Origin of the sequence: Enterococcus ureasiticus, assembly GCF_001730285.1 — a bacterium.
Classification (GTDB): Bacteria; Bacillota; Bacilli; order Lactobacillales; family Enterococcaceae; genus Enterococcus_L; species Enterococcus_L ureasiticus.
Map to the genome: position 1 here is coordinate 285872 of NZ_MIJZ01000013.1, position 15990 is coordinate 301861.

A 15990-nucleotide genomic window follows, 5' to 3' on the forward strand; every position below is an offset into this window, starting at 1 on the left:
TATAACAGAATGTTCTGTTTTAAGACACTGTATCAGGCAATTGCCAGTCGATTGGCGTCTCTCCTAATTGCTCTAATGCTTGATTCGTTTTTGAGAAAGGTTTGGAGCCAAAGAAGCCGCGATGCGCTGCCAATGGACTCGGATGTGGTGATTTGATAATAATATGTTTGTTGGTATCGATCATTTTAATTTTTTCTTGCGCTGGTTTCCCCCATAAAATAAAGACAATTGGCTTATCACGTTCATTCAATTTTTTAATAATTGCATCCGTCAAATTTTCCCAGCCTTGTCCTCGATGAGAATAAGCTTGACCATTTCTGACCGTTAAAACTGTGTTTAATAAGAGAACACCTTGTTTCGCCCAACTTTCTAAAAAGCCATGAGAGACAGGAGGATAGCCTAAATCATCTCTCAATTCTTTATATATGTTCATCAAAGAAGGCGGCGTTTTAACCCCAGGCTGCACAGAAAAACTTAACCCATGTGCCTGATTAGGACCATGATAAGGATCTTGTCCTAATATCACGACCTTAACCTCTTCATATGGTGTCAATTCTAGCGCAGAATAAATGTGATACATATCCGGATAAATGGTTTGCTCGCTATACTCCTGCTTTAAAAAATCTCGTAAATTCAAATAATATTCCTTTGTAAATTCTTCTTCTAAAACATCTTGCCAACTATTATGAATAATTGCTTTCATTCGTTGTCCTCCTTCAATTTATTCGGTACGGTATTTGTCTATTCTTATTAATTAAAACTTCTATTCTGAAAGCTTTCTTTTACACATTAAGCATATCTGATTTTTTATGAGGTGACAAGGAAATTTTTTCTGCACTGAAATGGAAAAAACATGTTAAACTATAGATAAGTTAAATAAACGAGGTGTAGAAAATTTTATGATTAAATTGATTGCTTCAGACATGGACGGCACACTACTAGATTCAAAAATGGGGATTTCAAAAGACAATGCTTCTGCTATTAGAGAGGCTGAGCGCCTGGGTATCGAGTTTATGGTTGCTACAGGACGGGCATATACAGAAGCAAAACCCGCTCTAGACGAAGCTGGGATCGAATGTGCGATGATTACTTTGAATGGCGCTAAAGTCTTTGATAAGGCGGGTAATTCGCTTTTCACCGCTGGGATCGACAAGAAAACGACAGCTGAGATCCTAGATATTTTAGATGCTCACAATGTATATTTTGAAGTCTCTACGAACAAGGGAATTTATTCTGAACAACAGGAAAAAAGAATTGAGAACTTTGCGTCTCATATCGCAACAACGATGCCGCACTTAACCTACAAAGTTGCGATTGCGATGGCTGCCGCTCACTTATCTTTACTTGATATCACTTATATAAATGATATGCGTGCTTTGATTGCACAAAACGACATTGAAGTGTTAAAAATTATTGGTTTCAGTATGGATGGTCCAAAAGTATTGGGTCCTGCAAGTACTCAAATTAGACAATTGAACGATTTAGCAGTCACTTCATCGGCTCAAAATAATATTGAAGTCAATCATAAAAATGCACAAAAAGGAATCGCAGTTGCCCATGTAGCCAAAGAACGTGGAATTTCTGAAAAGGAAGTTATGACAATCGGTGATAATTTCAATGATGTTAGCATGCTACAATGGGCTGGTGTTAGCTTTGCTATGGGAAATGCTGAATTAGAGGTCAAAGACCATGCAAAATATATCACCTCTACCAACTTAGAAAACGGTGTAGGCGAAGCAATCTTGCGGGCAATCCGAGAAGATTTATAATGTAAACAACTAACCAATTAAGAAAAGAGGTGAGATACGGTGTCTGAGTTTTTTATTCAAGAACAACAATTAAGCAATGTTACAAGAACCATTGTTAAAGATGAGGATGGCAAATCTCTTTTCTTACTTGTTGGACGTTGGGGCACACGTGGTGACGCGCTTTCTCTATATAAGATGAACGGTGAATTAGTCGCTAGCATCAGACAGACATCCTTTGCCTTTGGTTCACGGTTCGAACTATACAAAGGATTTGAAAAGGTCGGAGTGTTACGAAAAATTTTAAATTTGAATGCAGATTTTTATTATATCCAACATTTGCATTGGACTGTTTTAGGAGACATTAAAAATCATCGTTATTCCATTTATCAAGTCAACCATAAAATCATGGAGATGAATAAAGCCACTCTTTTTTCAGGTGATTATTTCAGTTTAGATGTCACAAATGACGATGATGCGCCATTATGTATATGTGTTGCAGCTGTTTTGGATTATTGGTTGTATAATAAAAAAAAGAATTCAAACCATAAACCAATCATTGGTTGGGGAACTTGCTAAAATAACTAAAAAAAATCAGCGTATATCATTCGCTGATTTTTTTCTGCATATGATCGTATAAATGTCCACTGATCATCATCTCAGCTACATCTTTAAAACCTTTTCGGCTATACAATTTTTTAGCATTAGGATTTCCTTTATCCACACTTAATCCAATGATGTCTTTGCCATCTCTTTTGGCCATTTGTGGCAAAGCATCTAATAGTTTGGAACCAATTCCCAATCCACGATATTTTTCATCAACAGAAATCGAATCCAAATACCATTCACCTGGTAATGTTTCTGGATCAATAAATATTCTTATTTCTTCATCCAAATTGTATTTACTCAAGACTTTTTTTAGGGGCTCATCAATAATCGGCTCATCTTCATTTGGATAGCCAAACGCAATTCCTGCTACATGCCCATTTTCTTCATAAACCAATCCTCGCTGATAGCCATAACGATAAGTTGGATCTGCTACTGCTTCGGCCAGAACTGCTAAAAGTGTTTCCTCTGGGATAATTTCTAATAAAGGTAATTCCATATCTTTTAAAATAACTAATATCAACGGAGCAATAGCCTCTCCGTCTTCTTTTGTTGCAAAACGAATCATTGTTATTCCTCACTTTCTTTACTGAGTGTACCATTTATTTTTTGTTAATGCATTACATTCACTTGTTTTTTAATTTGTTTTAATAATTGGTCAAAAAAAAAGGCTGAGACAAAAGCGTTTAGCTCCGAGAAATAAAAGGGGATTCACGAAAATTGCTCTTCAATTTTTTATGAATTCCAGCTTATTTTCGAAGGAGCTGCTTTTTCTTGCCGTTTATTCGGATTAAGAGCGTGGTACAAAACTAATCTTTAGTTTTGTACCACGCTCTTAATTTTTTATTGAATTGTGACTTTAACATTGTTTCTGCGACCCCATGTTAAACATTGGTCAACAGATGGGAAATGTACGTCAATAATATTACCTTTGATTGCGCCACCAGTATCTCCAGCGACGGCAAATCCATAGCCCTCTACTTCAACAAATGATCCTAACGGAATCACACTTGGGTCAACTGCGATCACATTACTTTGTGAACGAAGATCGATCCCAGTTGCAGTGATAAACCCTGAACCCGCTTCTCTCCATGAGTAAGCAGTTGATTGCATATAAAGTACTCGACCATTTGCTCCACTGTTACCAGTTTCACCGCCAGTGTTTGGCGTTTCTTCTGGTTGTGATGGTGGTGTAACAACAGGTTGTTCTTCACTGCTTGAGCTGCTGCTACTTGAATCACTGATTGATGATGAACTGTTACTTGAGCTTGTTTGAGAGCTAACTTTAGCTTTTCTTTGAGCTTCTTCCAATGCTGCTTGCTTTTGGCGAGCTTCAGTTGCTTTCTTTTCATCTGTGATACGTTTTTCTTCTGTCTGTTTTTCGCTGGCGATTTGTTGTAACGCCGCTTGATTATCAGATAATTGCTGTTTTAAAGTTACAACTTGTTCATCCATTGCTGATGCTTCGTCCTGTAATTTTGTTTCGTTGGTTTGTAATTCATCTTGTTTACTTTTTACAGTTTCTTGAAGTTCAGACAATTTTTCTTTATCTTTAGATAGACTATCGATCTTTTCTTTTTCTGCGTTTTGTAAGATAGTCATCGCATACGCTTTATTAAAGAAATCTGATACACTTTCAGCATCTAATAATACTTGCCATGTACGCTGTTCCCCACTTAGCTGGATATCTTTCATACGATTTCCAACGACTTCTTTACGGCGTGCAATGCTTTGCTCTGTTACTGTGATTTCAGCTTCAGAGTTTTTGATTGTTTCTTCAGCTTTTGAAATGTCTGCTTTAAGTTTTTCAATTTCAGCGTATTTTTCATTAACATCATTCAAAGCTGTATTGATATCTTTGCTAAGTGATTCTCCCGTTTGTGCGGCTTGTGCTTCTTTATCCTTCAGCTCATCTAATGACTCTGCTGCGGCACCGATTGGAAGAGCAACATTTACTAGCATGATAGCAGCTAAAAATGGTATCAATTTTTTTACTTTCACTGAATCCAACACCTTTCCTAACTAAATCCAACTCCACCTATTATACTAATCTATAGAGCTTATTTTATTTCAATAGCGTTACAATTTGTTACATTTCAGCGAAAATCCCCTTTTTTCTGTAACATTCCTCAATTCTATCCGTCTTATTTAAGCCCTAAAATATCTCTTAAAACCTTTATCCATCAGTATTTATCATTATTATGAAACACAAAAATATACTGTTATACTAAATAAAAATTAATCATCCTTTTTTTTGCTTTTATTAATGATTTGTTGGACTTCGGAAGGATTTTTCACATTTTTGAGCTTCAAATTAGGATAATTTCTCACCCAACGCTTTTGATTGTAGTTCATATGCGTTAATAGTTTCTTAATTGCTGGTGTTTCTTTAAGCTCTTCCATCCAAGAATTTCGTTCTATTGTTTTTGCTTGTTTTCGTTCCGTGATTTCTTCTGAAACAGATTCTTTTAGTTCAGAGAGATTTGCAGATAGTTCTTCACGTTTTTCAGTCAATGCAGTAGCCAGTTCTTGTTTGCGCTCTTCCACAGCTGTACTGATTTGCGCTGTAACTTTTTTGAATGACTGCATGTTAACTAAGGTATAAATCAAATCGGTAATAATTAAAAATAATAAAATAATCGGTAGAATCATACCGAATTTTTCAGATAAAAATTCCTCAAGTAACATTACTTTGGGATGAATAACGCGTACGATCAGCACACAGCCAATCCCCCAAAAGAGTGATACAGGCAATGCGACACGACCATTGATATTCAGCGGAACATCTTTATAATCCCACCAAGAAGCATGGAATAACTTTTCTAAGCCGTAACTTGTGATATATTCCAAAATAGTGACTAGAATCGTCGATAACAAATACAAAACAACGATATTTTGTTTAAGCGGTTCTAAAAAATAAAGAACACTCAAAATACCAAACCCGTAGATTGGACAATAGGGGCCCACTAAAAAACCTCGATACACAAATTTCTTGGCCTTTAATGAACAATAAACTGTCTCCCACAGCCAACCGATAAACGAGTAGATGAAAAATAATAAAACGATTTTAATAAATTCATTCATGTGTTTTCTCCTTAAAATAGCATTTACTAGTTATTGTAACAAATAATCATGGTTTAATGCGAGCAACTTTATTCTCATTGAAAATTGATATACAATTGATATAGAATAGAAGAACAAACTTATTTGTAAAAAACGTTATCTGTTAGTGTTTTTATTTGACTACGAAGCTGTTACGTTTTTGCTTTGAAACATGCTAAGAAATACAACGAATTTATAAGTTGATATTGATTGGTACAAGGTGATGCAAAGCGGAACGGTGTTACTATATATCATATCTAGCTTCAAGAGCTAGCCTCTTGGGGAAAAGATAAAAATTGAATGAAGCAAAAAACGCCTCAGTCAATTTTTTCTATTTTCCTGTCAAGGCTGAACGAGCTCTTTTAGCTTTTAAATTTAGGAGGAACCTCATGTTCAGTTTACTCACATATGCAAAGAAATACCTTAAACAAATTATTCTTGGTCCTTTTTTTAAGTTTTTAGAAGCTTGTTTTGAGTTAGTTTTACCCTTATTTATGGCCCGTTTAGTTGATCAGGGAATTAAAAATAATGACCGGTCTTATGTAATCCAAATGGCTGGCTGGATGCTTTTGATGTCAATCATTGGGCTAGTCTGTGTGATGATCTGTCAGTATTATTCTTCAATCGCTTCTCAAGGATTTGGGACAGAATTGAGAAATCAATTGATGAAAAAAATCAATCAACTTTCTCATGCTGAATTAAATAGTTTTGGAACGGATACGTTGATCACGCGTATGACGAATGATATCAATCAGTTACAGTTAGCTTTGGCAATGTTGATTCGGCTTGTGATTCGGGCACCTTTTTTAAGTATTGGTTCTGTTATTATGGCTTTTTATATTAATGTGCAGATGGGATTGATTTTTCTGCTGATGTTGCCAATTTTTTGTCTTATTCTTTATTTCATTATAAAAACGACAGTGCCATTATATAAAAAAGTTCAAGAAAAGCTAGATATGTTAAATCGACAAATCAGTCAAAATTTAAGTGGTGTCCGAGTTATTCGGGCCTTCGCTAGAAAACAAACAGAAGAAAAACATGTCAATGAAGTAACAGATGATCTTTCTTCTATCTATATCCGTGTTTCGAATATTTCAGCTTTATTGACTCCTGCTACCACCTTAGTAATGAACCTTGGTATTTTGGCTTTACTTTATCTTGGTGGGATCAAAGTCGAGATTGGCGGATTACAACAAGGAGAAGTGTTGGCTTTGATCAATTATATGAATCAGATGCTGCTTGCGTTGATCGTTGTTTCAAATTTAGTAATCATTTTTACACGCGCTTCAGCCTCTGCATCAAGAGTTCAAGAAGTTTTGTCGGTTGATCCTAGCATTCAATCCACAAACAACGAAACGACTTCTGACGGCCAAACAAAAGAAATCGTCTTCGATCGTGTCTCCTTCCGTTACCAACCAAGTGCTGGATTAGCGTTGAAAGATATTTCACTGAAAATTCCTAAAAACTCAATTCTGGGTATTACGGGACCGACGGGCGGCGGAAAAAGTACATTAACACAATTGATTCCTCGTTTTTATGATATCAGTGAAGGCAATATCTTCGTTGATGGAATCAATGTTCGTGACTGGTCTATAGAAAGACTACGCAAAAAAATTGCAATTACACCTCAGACAGCTGTTTTATTTACAGGCACAATTCGAGAAAATCTTCAATGGGGAAAAGAAAATGCCGACGACGAAGAATGTTGGCAAGCATTAGAAACCGCTCAATGCAAAGATTTCGTTAAAAACCTAAGTGACGGCCTAGATACAAAAGTATACGAAGGTGGAAAAAACTTTTCTGGTGGTCAAAAACAGCGCTTGACGATTGCCCGTGCTTTGATCCATAAACCGGACGTTTTGATTTTAGATGACTCTTTAAGTGCCTTAGACTATCAAACTGATTTAAATTTACGCACCGCATTACGCCGAGATTTAAAGGAAACGACGCTTATCATCATTTCTCAGCGAATCAGTTCGATTCAACAAGCAGATCAAATTTTAGTTTTAGCTAGCGGCAAACAAGTTGGACTAGGAACTCACGAGGAATTATTACACCATTCTAAAGCTTACCAAGAAATCGTCGCTTCACAAGAGGAGGAAACTAAATCATGACAACGAAAAAAACAGCTACAAATTCATTTAATCGTTTCATGCCTTATTTGCTTCGATATCCTAAGGAGATGACTGCGGCGGTTATTCTCGGTATTCTCAGTGGATTAACCACCGTTTTGATGACCTACTACATGGGGAAATCTGTGGATACGATGATTGCCAAAGGCAATGTTGATTTTACGATTCTCTTGCGATTTCTTAGCACTTTAGCTAGTATTTTGGTTATTACAGTGATTAGTCAATGGTTGATTCAACGTCTAGGGAATCGTGTTTCCTATCTTTCTGTAGCAGAACTTAGAAAAGATGCCTTCGCCCATTTGAATCGGTTACCGTTAAATTATTATGATCAGACGTCTCATGGAAATATTGTTAGTCGTTTTACAAATGATATGGATAACATTTCTGTAGCTTGCTCTGCTGTTTTTAACCAGTTGTTTTCAGGACTATCTGTGGTGATCATTGCGTTTTTCTTTATGTTTAAACTAAGTCCACTGCTTACAGCAGTTGTTCTAGTTGCTACACCAATTATTTTTCTAGTTAATTGGGTCGTTGCAAAATCGTCTCAGAAAAATTTTTCTGCTCAGCAAAAAATCGTAGGCGAAATTTCTGGTTATGTTTCTGAAATGGTTGGAAACCAAAAAATCGTCAAAGCATTTCAACAAGAAAATGTTTCTCAGCAACGTTTTGAATCATTGAATCAAGACTTATACGTTCGCGGGCAAAAAGCGCAGTTCTCTTCTTCACTCACAAACCCGCTCTCTCGTTTTATTGATCATTTAGCCTATCTATCAATTGGTCTTGTCGGAGGACTTTTACTATTAAGTGGAAATCAAGCAATTACGATTGGTGTCATCTCTAGTTTTACTATTTATTCCAGTCAGTTTTCTAAACCCTTTATTGAGTTGTCAGGAATCACTACGCAAATCCAAACAGCTCTAGCCGGATTAGATCGTACATTTGAAATCATCAGTCAACCTGAAGAAAAACCAGATCGTGAACATGCTTTTGTTTTAAATGAGGTTACAGGAAAAGTCATATTTGAGCATGTAGATTTTGCTTATACACCCTCAAAACCATTGATCCAAGACTTTAATTTGACTGCCTTCCCTGGTGAAACGATTGCGATTGTCGGAAAAACGGGTGCCGGTAAATCAACCCTGGTCAATTTACTGATGCGTTTTTATGAGGTGGATAGTGGACGAATTTCGATCGACGGGCATAACATCACGCAAGTCACAAGAGATAGTTTACGTAAAAGTTTTGGGATGGTTTTACAAGATACTTGGTTATTTGACAGCACTATCCGTGCTAATCTGACTTATGGAAACGCTGAAGCCACCGATGACCAAATCGAAGCAGCTATGAAAAAAGCCTATATTTTTGATTTTGTTACCCGTTTGCCTGAAGGGTTAGATACTTTGATTGGCGCCAGTGGAATCAAAATCTCCGAAGGTCAAAGACAATTGATGACGATTGCTAGAACCATGATCAGTGATCCGCCTATGTTGATTTTAGATGAAGCGACTAGTTCTGTTGATACGTTGACCGAAAAAAACATTCAAGATGCCTTCTTAAAAATGATGGATGGCCGTACAAGTTTCGTGATTGCTCATCGACTTTCCACAATCAAAAATGCAGATAAAATTCTAGTGATGGAACAAGGTTCTGTTGTTGAAATCGGCAGTCATGATGAGTTGATCAATAAAAAAGATGGTTTTTACCACGCTTTGTATGAAGCGCAATTTAAAAATCAATTGTGATAAATTAAATCAAAGAATAAAAAAGCCCTCAAACTTCCTTGGGATGTTGGAAAGTTGAGGGCTCTTTTTTATTTTAAATTACTCAATGATTTATTCAAAAACTGTTTATAAGGAACTTTATTTCCTAAATAGTAAGTAGCAACTACTTGTATTGGGAAAAAGATGATATTCTTCACGATTCTAGGTGCCCACCAAGCGAGATTGGAAATATTCACACCATACATCAATCCCAACCACAACGGTGTCAGGAACATATGAATAATCAAAGTAACGGATAATGTTGCCATGATTACTCGTTTCCACGTTAACTCCTTTTTGTAATAAAAGAATCCATAAATGGCACCAGAAATAAATGCATTCAATGTAAAACCAGGAAAATAAGGTCCTTTAGGAAATAACAGCATGCCGACTGTATCTGCTACGGCACTACCGATTCCTGTCCAAAATGGACCAAAAAGAATGGCCATCAATGACTCTGGAATAAAGGTCAAACTAACTCGTAAAAACTGGGTCTCAAACGAAATAAACCGCGTGAAAACCACCATTAACGCAATCAATAAACTCATCAGCGTAATGGTTCGTGTATCAATTTTTCTTTTCTTCATTTCTAGCATCTCCTCTAAGAGCTGCTACACAAAATATGCAGCGAATGCGAAAACAAAACCGCGAATATAGAAAAGCGAAATGAAGCGTTTAGCCTTTTAGAAAGTTAGGAATCTGAACGTGGAACGTCTTTTGTTCCATGTGAAGATTGTCTACTTTCCTCAAAGGCTGCTTCATGCAGCTAGATCACAGAAAAGCGAAATGAACTAGTTCAGCTTCGACCGAAAAATAGGTAATTATGTTTGTGATGCTTTTTATCACAAGAATGATTCTTTTTTTTCCGAGAAGCTAGTTAGTTTAGCTAGATCACTTTTCTTATATATTCTTCGTCCGAAAGGCAACATCCCATCCTTTCAGCACTTAACGCTTTATTTCCTACTCTGTTTTATTTAGGCCTAAGCCTAAATGAAATATAGCATATTCCCTACATTGCTGCAACAAACTATAACTAAAATAATTAAAACGACAATGGCTTATTATCTGTTTCATGAACCACATTTCTAAAATCCGCAAACCCCGCTTGTAATCCTCTTAATAAAATTTCAGCCGTCCCGATATTAGTTGCCAAAGGAATCTCGTAAACATCACTCAAACGAATCAGCGCTGTAACGTCTGGCTCATGAGGTTGTGCAGCTAATGGATCCCGTAAAAAAATCACCATATCTAATTTATCCTCTGAAATCATTGCCCCGATTTGCTGATCTCCGCCTAATGGCCCAGACTTAAAACGATGAACAGGTAGTCCAGTTGCTTCTGAGATTCTCAAGCCAGTCGTTCCTGTAGCAAATAATTCGTGTTCTTTCAATATTGGTTGATACGCCAATGTCAGTTTGACCATTAAATCTTTTTTTCGATCATGTGCTATCAATGCAATTTTCATCCGTGATCCCTCAATTCCGTTCTTTTTCTCATTATAACAAAGTCTTTCATGATAGAGTTAAAGGAATGATTGCTTCTTTGTCACTTTGACGAAAAAAGGGATTCTTTCTTGTGCAACCTTCCGTTGAAGATGTATAGCGCTTTCATTTATACTAAGGATACAATAAAAAAAGAAAAGAGTGACGACAATGGTAGAAATGGCGTTAAAACATGTCTATAAAAAATATGATAATGCAGAAAATTATTCTGTAACAGATTTTAACTTAGAAATTGCAGACCGTGAATTTATCGTTTTTGTAGGCCCTTCTGGATGTGGTAAATCAACTACGTTAAGAATGATCGCAGGACTTGAAGATATAACAGAAGGTGAACTTTCTATTGGTGACAAAGTAATGAACGATGTTGCACCAAAAGACCGCGATATCGCAATGGTTTTCCAAAACTATGCGTTATATCCTCATATGACTGTTTTTGACAATATGGCCTTTGGTTTGAAACTTCGTAAATATGACAAAGCTGAAATCAAAAAACGCGTGGAAAATGCCGGAGAAATTTTAGGTTTGACTGAATATTTGCACCGTAAACCGGCTGCCTTATCTGGTGGACAACGTCAACGTGTCGCTCTAGGTCGAGCAATCGTACGTGATGCCAAAGTGTTCTTGATGGATGAGCCTTTGTCCAACTTAGATGCAAAATTACGTGTCGCAATGCGTGCCGAAATCGCTAAATTGCATCGTCGTCTAGAAACAACAACTGTTTACGTTACCCATGACCAAACAGAAGCCATGACCATGGCCGATCGGATCGTCATTATGAAAGACGGCTTTATTCAACAAATCGGATCACCAAAGGAAGTCTACAATACACCAAATAATATCTTTGTCGCAGGCTTTATCGGATCCCCTGCAATGAACTTCTTTAATGTTACATTAAACAACGGCATTATTCGTGATGGACATGGATTAGAACTAATAATTCCAGAAGGAAAAAATAAGTTATTGGTTGAAAAAGGCTATGAAGGTAAATCAGTTATTTTTGGCATTAGACCAGAAGATATCCACAGCGAGCAAGTCGCCTTAGATACAATGAATGACGCTGTTGTCCGTTCTGAGGTTGTAGTATCTGAACTATTAGGTGCTGAAACAATGCTTTATACAAAATTAGGTGACACAGAATTCATCTCAAAAGTAGATGCTCGTGATTTCCATAAACCTGAAGAGATGGTCGATTTAGCGTTCAATATCAATAAAGCCCACTTCTTCGATCCAGAAACTGAACAAGTCATTAAGTTACCATAATTCCTATATCTAAAAAAAGAGGAGTAGCTAATTTGTACGCTACTCCTCTTTTTTATGCCACTGTTTCTGTCTCTTGGGGAAGAATAGTTACTTTTGCTTTCTCAATTTTTTTAGCCTGACTAAATACTGGGATATCAAATTGTTTACTTAATGCATTTGCCACAAAATAAGCAATGTTGTAATCAATCAAACTATGGATCAGGCCGCCAATCCCCATCAACAAAAAGATCGAGTACATATATCCTTGTGAATAATAAGTTTCTGGCATATTCCCCATTGTATAAAAAACACTTACTACAGCTAATTCAGCAGCAGAATGTATTAAGCCAATCACAAAATTAAATAATTGAAAACGACCATTAAATAAGACAAATTTACTTTTAGTTAAAACGATCGTTGGATGTTTCTGTAAGTAAAATGCCCCTATTACTGCAAAAAATAAATGAGAAAGTGCTCTTAATGCTATGATCGGTGTTGCTGATAAAAAGAAACCAAAACCGGTACCTAAGCTAACGGCAATCGCCACTCCTGGTGAAAAAAACATCGCTAAAAATACGGGCACATGACTCGCTAAGGTAAATGAAGCTGGTCCAATTGTAATCCTTGGCATAACCATGGGAATAATGATGCCCATTGCGACAAGTAAAGCTGAAATCGTTAAATGTCTGACTGAATTCTTTTTCATGCTCTCCTCCGATGTGTCTTGACATATATGACGCTTTTTATTTTAAAGGAGAAATACATATGTGTCAAGACACATATTGCTTTATTTTTTAAGAGCATATAGTCAATCTTCTTACTCGATTTTAGTTCATTAAAAAAAACTCAATAATTCGATCAACGTGTGATCAAACTATTGAGTTTATTTTATAGCCTAATAATTGACTTCACTCTAAAATAGGCCAACAATTTTCCCATTAGAGTCAACATCGATTTTTTCATAGGCTGCTTTTTTAGGTAAACCTGGCATGGTCATCACCGTTCCTGTATAGGCAACGATAAATCCTGCACCAGCTGATATCTTGATATTACTGATCGTTATCGCAAAATCAGTTGGTCTTCCCAGTTTGGTTTGATCATCTGAAAGTGAATACTGTGTCTTCGCCATACAAATCGGTAAATGTCCGAAGCCTAATTCTTCTAGTTTCGCAATTTCTCTTTCAGCAATTGGTTCATAGCGAACCGCATTTCCACCATAAACTTTTTCTACGATCGCACTGATTTTTTCTTTGATCGAAAGCTCATCTGGATAAGCAAAAGAGAAATGATTTTCCTGCTCGGATAGGCGAACAACTTCTTTAGCTAACGCCTCACCACCAGCTCCACCATGTTCCCAGACATCTGAAAGAACGACATTTACATTGCGTTTTTGACATTCTTCTTTGACAAGATTCAATTCAGCATCTGTATCGGTTGGGAATTTATTGATGGCTACAACAGTCGGCAAACCAAAAACAGTCGTTGTATTTTCAATATGTTTTAAAAGATTTGGTAAGCCTTCTGTTAATGCTGCCACATTTTCAACTCCAAGCTGATCTTTGGACACACCGCCATGCATCTTCAGTGCACGAACCGTTGCGACTACAACGACAGCGGAAGGACGAATACCAGATTTTCGACATTTGATATCGATAAATTTTTCTGCACCTAAATCGGCGCCAAATCCGCCTTCTGTCACGACATAATCTGCTAACTTTCTAGCAGTATTGGTTGCGATCACGCTATTACACCCATGAGCGATATTGGCAAACGGTCCCCCATGAATCAAAGCAGGATTATTTTCCAACGTTTGAACTAAATTAGGTTTGATGGCATCTTTCAGTAAAGCAGTCATTGCGCCTTGGGCATTCAGTTCTCTGGCTGTAACGGGCTGGTTGTCGTATGTGTAGCCAATAATGATATTTGCTAGGTTTTCTTTTAAGTCATCGATATCATTGGATAAACATAAAATAGCCATGATTTCTGATGCCACTGTGATTTCAAATCCATCTTCTCTAGGAACCCCGTTGACCCGAGCACCTAGACCATCAACAATATGTCTCAACTGTCGATCGTTCATATCTACAGCTCTCTTCCAAGTGATTCGGCGATTATCAATCCCTAGCTCATTGCCTTGAAAAATATGATTGTCAATAATTGCCGCTAACAGATTATTCGCCGCTCCAATTGCATGAAAATCACCTGTAAAGTGCAAATTGATATCTTCCATAGGTACAACTTGTGCGTACCCACCACCCGCGGCACCTCCTTTTATCCCAAAAACTGGACCTAAAGAAGGTTCTCTTAAAGCAATAATTGCTTCTTTTCCAATTCGGTTTAAGGCATCGCCTAACCCAACAACTGTTGTTGTTTTTCCTTCGCCAGCAGGTGTTGGTGTAATGGCAGTCACTAGGATGACTTTCCCATTTTTATTTGCCTTGATTTTTTCAACATCGATCTTTGCTTTATATTTTCCATATAATTCAAATTGTTCTTCATTTAAACCAATTTTTCCTGCTACCTTGTTGATTGGCAGCATCGTTGCTTCTTGAGCGATTTCAATATCTGATTTGACCACTTTATCCCCTCCAGTTCATTAAACATTTATTATTAAACAATATAACAGATTTAACCTTTTTTCAACCAAGATATTGCTGTATCGGTGTAGACTTTCACTCCTTCGACTAAGACTGATTCATCAAAAACAATCGCTGGATTGTGGAGGTTGATGTGTTCTTCTGATGCTACCAGAAGAACAGTTGTTGTCGGAATCAGCTGACTGATTTCGCCAAAATCTTCACTTCCCATAAGCGGTGTTGAAGTAGGAATAGCCACGATTCGATCAGCTCCAAAAGTTTCTGTTAAAGATTCTTTGGTAAATGTCGTTAAATCTGGATCATTCACATTTGTTGTACAGCCATTGGTGAAAATTACTTCTGCTTCGGCACGAAAAGCCTTGGCAATATTTTCGGCCATTACTGTCATGCGTTCTTTGATCTGTGTACGGACATCTTCCTTCAAGGTTCTGAGCGTTCCTTTCATCACGGTTGTTTCCGGAATAATATTTGAAGCACCCGGCGTACCTCCAGTAAATTCCCCAATTGTGAGAACAAAGCGTTCTTCTGAACCAATTTCTCTTGCTGAAAGCTCTTGTAACGCTGTGTAAATATGAACTGCTACGTTGATTGGATCGATGGCAGTCTCTGGCTGAGACCCATGGCCACCTCGACCTTTGATATTGATTTCAAACCAATCTGCACTCGCCATCAAAGTCCCAACTGGTGTCGGCATGATTTGTCCTGCCTTATATCCTTTAAAAGGAAAAACATGGATCATCATTCCTGCATCTACTGTTGGATTTTCTAATACATGGTTGTTGATGCAGTCTTTTGAACCCGAAAGAATTTCTTCACCTGGTTGAAATAGTAATTTTACTTGACCCTCTAACTCATCTTCAAATTCTTTTAACAGTTTAGCGGCTCCAAGCAACATCGTTGTATGCATATCATGACCACAAGCATGCATGTAGCCATTTTCAGATTTAAACGGCAGATCGGTCAATTCTCGGATCGGCAGTGCATCCATATCGCCACGTAATAAAAATGTTTTTCCACTCTTTTTACCAGCTACTACTGTGACACCAGACTTCCCACAAGATTTTGGATCATAGCCGTATTCTGTAAGTTTCTCTTTTACAAAAGCTACAGTATTCGGCAAATCCATTCCAATTTCTGGGTTCTGATGAAGATGTCGTCTAATTTGAATCAGCTCTTCTTCTAAACGATCGGCAAAACTTTTTTGTTTTTCTGTCAGCATTATTTTTTCTCCTTTTCTTTTAAAGCTATACGGCTCTTGATGCTTTTTTAACCAAACACACAACCAGAGCTAACGGATAAGAAGCTTC

14 protein-coding genes are annotated in these 15990 nt (G+C 37.1%); 5 read left to right on the forward strand and 9 right to left on the reverse strand.

Annotated elements, in window-relative coordinates:
• Nucleotides 1-19 precede the first annotated feature (19 nt).
• A complete protein-coding gene (locus BCR21_RS09785) occupies nt 20-703 on the reverse strand; it encodes a uracil-DNA glycosylase (protein ID WP_069646278.1) in 684 nt (227 codons plus the stop codon).
• A gap of 196 nt (nt 704-899) precedes the next feature.
• On the opposite strand from BCR21_RS09785, the gene BCR21_RS09790 reads away from it, so the two are divergent.
• Both BCR21_RS09790 and BCR21_RS09795 read left to right on the forward strand, forming a co-directional pair.
• Nucleotides 900-1769: a Cof-type HAD-IIB family hydrolase gene (locus tag BCR21_RS09790; protein WP_069646279.1), complete on the forward strand. Its 870-nt coding sequence runs from the start codon at nt 900-902 to the stop codon at nt 1767-1769.
• A gap of 39 nt (nt 1770-1808) precedes the next feature.
• The gene (locus BCR21_RS09795; RefSeq protein WP_069646280.1) at nt 1809-2324 is read left to right on the forward strand and encodes an LURP-one-related/scramblase family protein; all 516 of its coding nucleotides are present in this window, start codon (nt 1809-1811) and stop codon (nt 2322-2324) included.
• A 25-nt stretch (nt 2325-2349) separates the two neighbouring features.
• Here BCR21_RS09795 and BCR21_RS09800 read toward each other — a convergent pair whose 3' ends face one another.
• The 3 genes from BCR21_RS09800 to BCR21_RS09810 form a co-directional block, all read right to left on the reverse strand.
• Nucleotides 2350-2919, reverse strand: coding sequence for a GNAT family N-acetyltransferase (locus BCR21_RS09800; protein ID WP_069646281.1), 570 nt, complete (start codon nt 2917-2919; stop codon nt 2350-2352).
• A 275-nt stretch (nt 2920-3194) separates the two neighbouring features.
• Nucleotides 3195-4361 carry a 3D domain-containing protein gene (locus tag BCR21_RS09805; RefSeq protein WP_084013293.1) on the reverse strand — a complete coding sequence of 389 codons (1167 nt, stop codon included), beginning with the start codon at nt 4359-4361 and terminating at the stop codon, nt 3195-3197.
• A 228-nt stretch (nt 4362-4589) separates the two neighbouring features.
• Nucleotides 4590-5435 carry a putative ABC transporter permease gene (locus BCR21_RS09810; RefSeq protein WP_069646283.1) on the reverse strand — a complete coding sequence of 282 codons (846 nt, stop codon included), beginning with the start codon at nt 5433-5435 and terminating at the stop codon, nt 4590-4592.
• 407 nt (nt 5436-5842) lie between these two features.
• On the opposite strand from BCR21_RS09810, the gene BCR21_RS09815 reads away from it, so the two are divergent.
• Both BCR21_RS09815 and BCR21_RS09820 read left to right on the forward strand, forming a co-directional pair.
• The gene (locus BCR21_RS09815) at nt 5843-7567 is read left to right on the forward strand and encodes an ABC transporter ATP-binding protein (protein WP_069646284.1); all 1725 of its coding nucleotides are present in this window, start codon (nt 5843-5845) and stop codon (nt 7565-7567) included.
• Nucleotides 7564-9327, forward strand: coding sequence for an ABC transporter ATP-binding protein (locus BCR21_RS09820; RefSeq protein ID WP_069646285.1), 1764 nt, complete (start codon nt 7564-7566; stop codon nt 9325-9327). The genes BCR21_RS09815 and BCR21_RS09820 overlap by 4 nt, the downstream gene beginning before the upstream one ends.
• A gap of 68 nt (nt 9328-9395) precedes the next feature.
• Here the strand turns inward: BCR21_RS09820 and BCR21_RS09825 are convergent, their stop codons facing one another.
• Nucleotides 9396-9932 (reverse strand): folate family ECF transporter S component, encoded by a 537-nt coding sequence (locus BCR21_RS09825; RefSeq protein WP_084013285.1) that lies wholly within the window; start codon nt 9930-9932, stop codon nt 9396-9398.
• A gap of 455 nt (nt 9933-10387) precedes the next feature.
• Nucleotides 10388-10810, reverse strand: coding sequence for a methylglyoxal synthase (gene mgsA, locus BCR21_RS09830; protein ID WP_069646287.1), 423 nt, complete (start codon nt 10808-10810; stop codon nt 10388-10390).
• Between the two features lie 187 nt (nt 10811-10997).
• Between mgsA and BCR21_RS09835 the strand changes: the two genes are divergently transcribed.
• On the forward strand, nt 10998-12107 hold the full coding sequence (locus tag BCR21_RS09835) for an ABC transporter ATP-binding protein (protein WP_069646288.1): 1110 nt from the start codon (nt 10998-11000) through the stop codon (nt 12105-12107).
• A gap of 52 nt (nt 12108-12159) precedes the next feature.
• Here BCR21_RS09835 and BCR21_RS09840 read toward each other — a convergent pair whose 3' ends face one another.
• The 3 genes from BCR21_RS09840 to BCR21_RS09850 all read right to left on the reverse strand — a co-directional run bounded on the left by BCR21_RS09840 (nt 12160) and on the right by BCR21_RS09850 (nt 15902).
• Nucleotides 12160-12792 carry a hypothetical protein gene (locus tag BCR21_RS09840; protein WP_069646289.1) on the reverse strand — a complete coding sequence of 211 codons (633 nt, stop codon included), beginning with the start codon at nt 12790-12792 and terminating at the stop codon, nt 12160-12162.
• Between the two features lie 207 nt (nt 12793-12999).
• A complete protein-coding gene (locus BCR21_RS09845; protein WP_069646290.1) occupies nt 13000-14664 on the reverse strand; it encodes a formate--tetrahydrofolate ligase in 1665 nt (554 codons plus the stop codon).
• A 50-nt stretch (nt 14665-14714) separates the two neighbouring features.
• A complete protein-coding gene (locus tag BCR21_RS09850; protein WP_069646291.1) occupies nt 14715-15902 on the reverse strand; it encodes a M20 metallopeptidase family protein in 1188 nt (395 codons plus the stop codon).
• Nucleotides 15903-15990 lie beyond the last annotated feature (88 nt).

Excerpts from the sequence above, each read along its gene's own strand:
- BCR21_RS09850 (WP_069646291.1), bottom strand. The coding sequence starts at position 15,902 with ATGCTGACAGAAAAACAAAAAAGTTTTGCCGATCGTTTAGAAGAAGAG.
- BCR21_RS09790 (WP_069646279.1), top strand. The coding sequence starts at position 900 with ATGATTAAATTGATTGCTTCAGACATGGACGGCACACTACTAGATTCA.
- BCR21_RS09785 (WP_069646278.1), bottom strand. The coding sequence starts at position 703 with ATGAAAGCAATTATTCATAATAGTTGGCAAGATGTTTTAGAAGAAGAA.
- BCR21_RS09810 (WP_069646283.1), bottom strand. The coding sequence starts at position 5,435 with ATGAATGAATTTATTAAAATCGTTTTATTATTTTTCATCTACTCGTTT.
- mgsA (WP_069646287.1), bottom strand. The coding sequence starts at position 10,810 with ATGAAAATTGCATTGATAGCACATGATCGAAAAAAAGATTTAATGGTC.
- BCR21_RS09835 (WP_069646288.1), top strand. The coding sequence starts at position 10,998 with ATGGTAGAAATGGCGTTAAAACATGTCTATAAAAAATATGATAATGCA.
- BCR21_RS09820 (WP_069646285.1), top strand. The coding sequence starts at position 7,564 with ATGACAACGAAAAAAACAGCTACAAATTCATTTAATCGTTTCATGCCT.
- BCR21_RS09840 (WP_069646289.1), bottom strand. The coding sequence starts at position 12,792 with ATGAAAAAGAATTCAGTCAGACATTTAACGATTTCAGCTTTACTTGTC.
- BCR21_RS09800 (WP_069646281.1), bottom strand. The coding sequence starts at position 2,919 with ATGATTCGTTTTGCAACAAAAGAAGACGGAGAGGCTATTGCTCCGTTG.
- BCR21_RS09825 (WP_084013285.1), bottom strand. The coding sequence starts at position 9,932 with ATGAAGAAAAGAAAAATTGATACACGAACCATTACGCTGATGAGTTTA.
- BCR21_RS09815 (WP_069646284.1), top strand. The coding sequence starts at position 5,843 with ATGTTCAGTTTACTCACATATGCAAAGAAATACCTTAAACAAATTATT.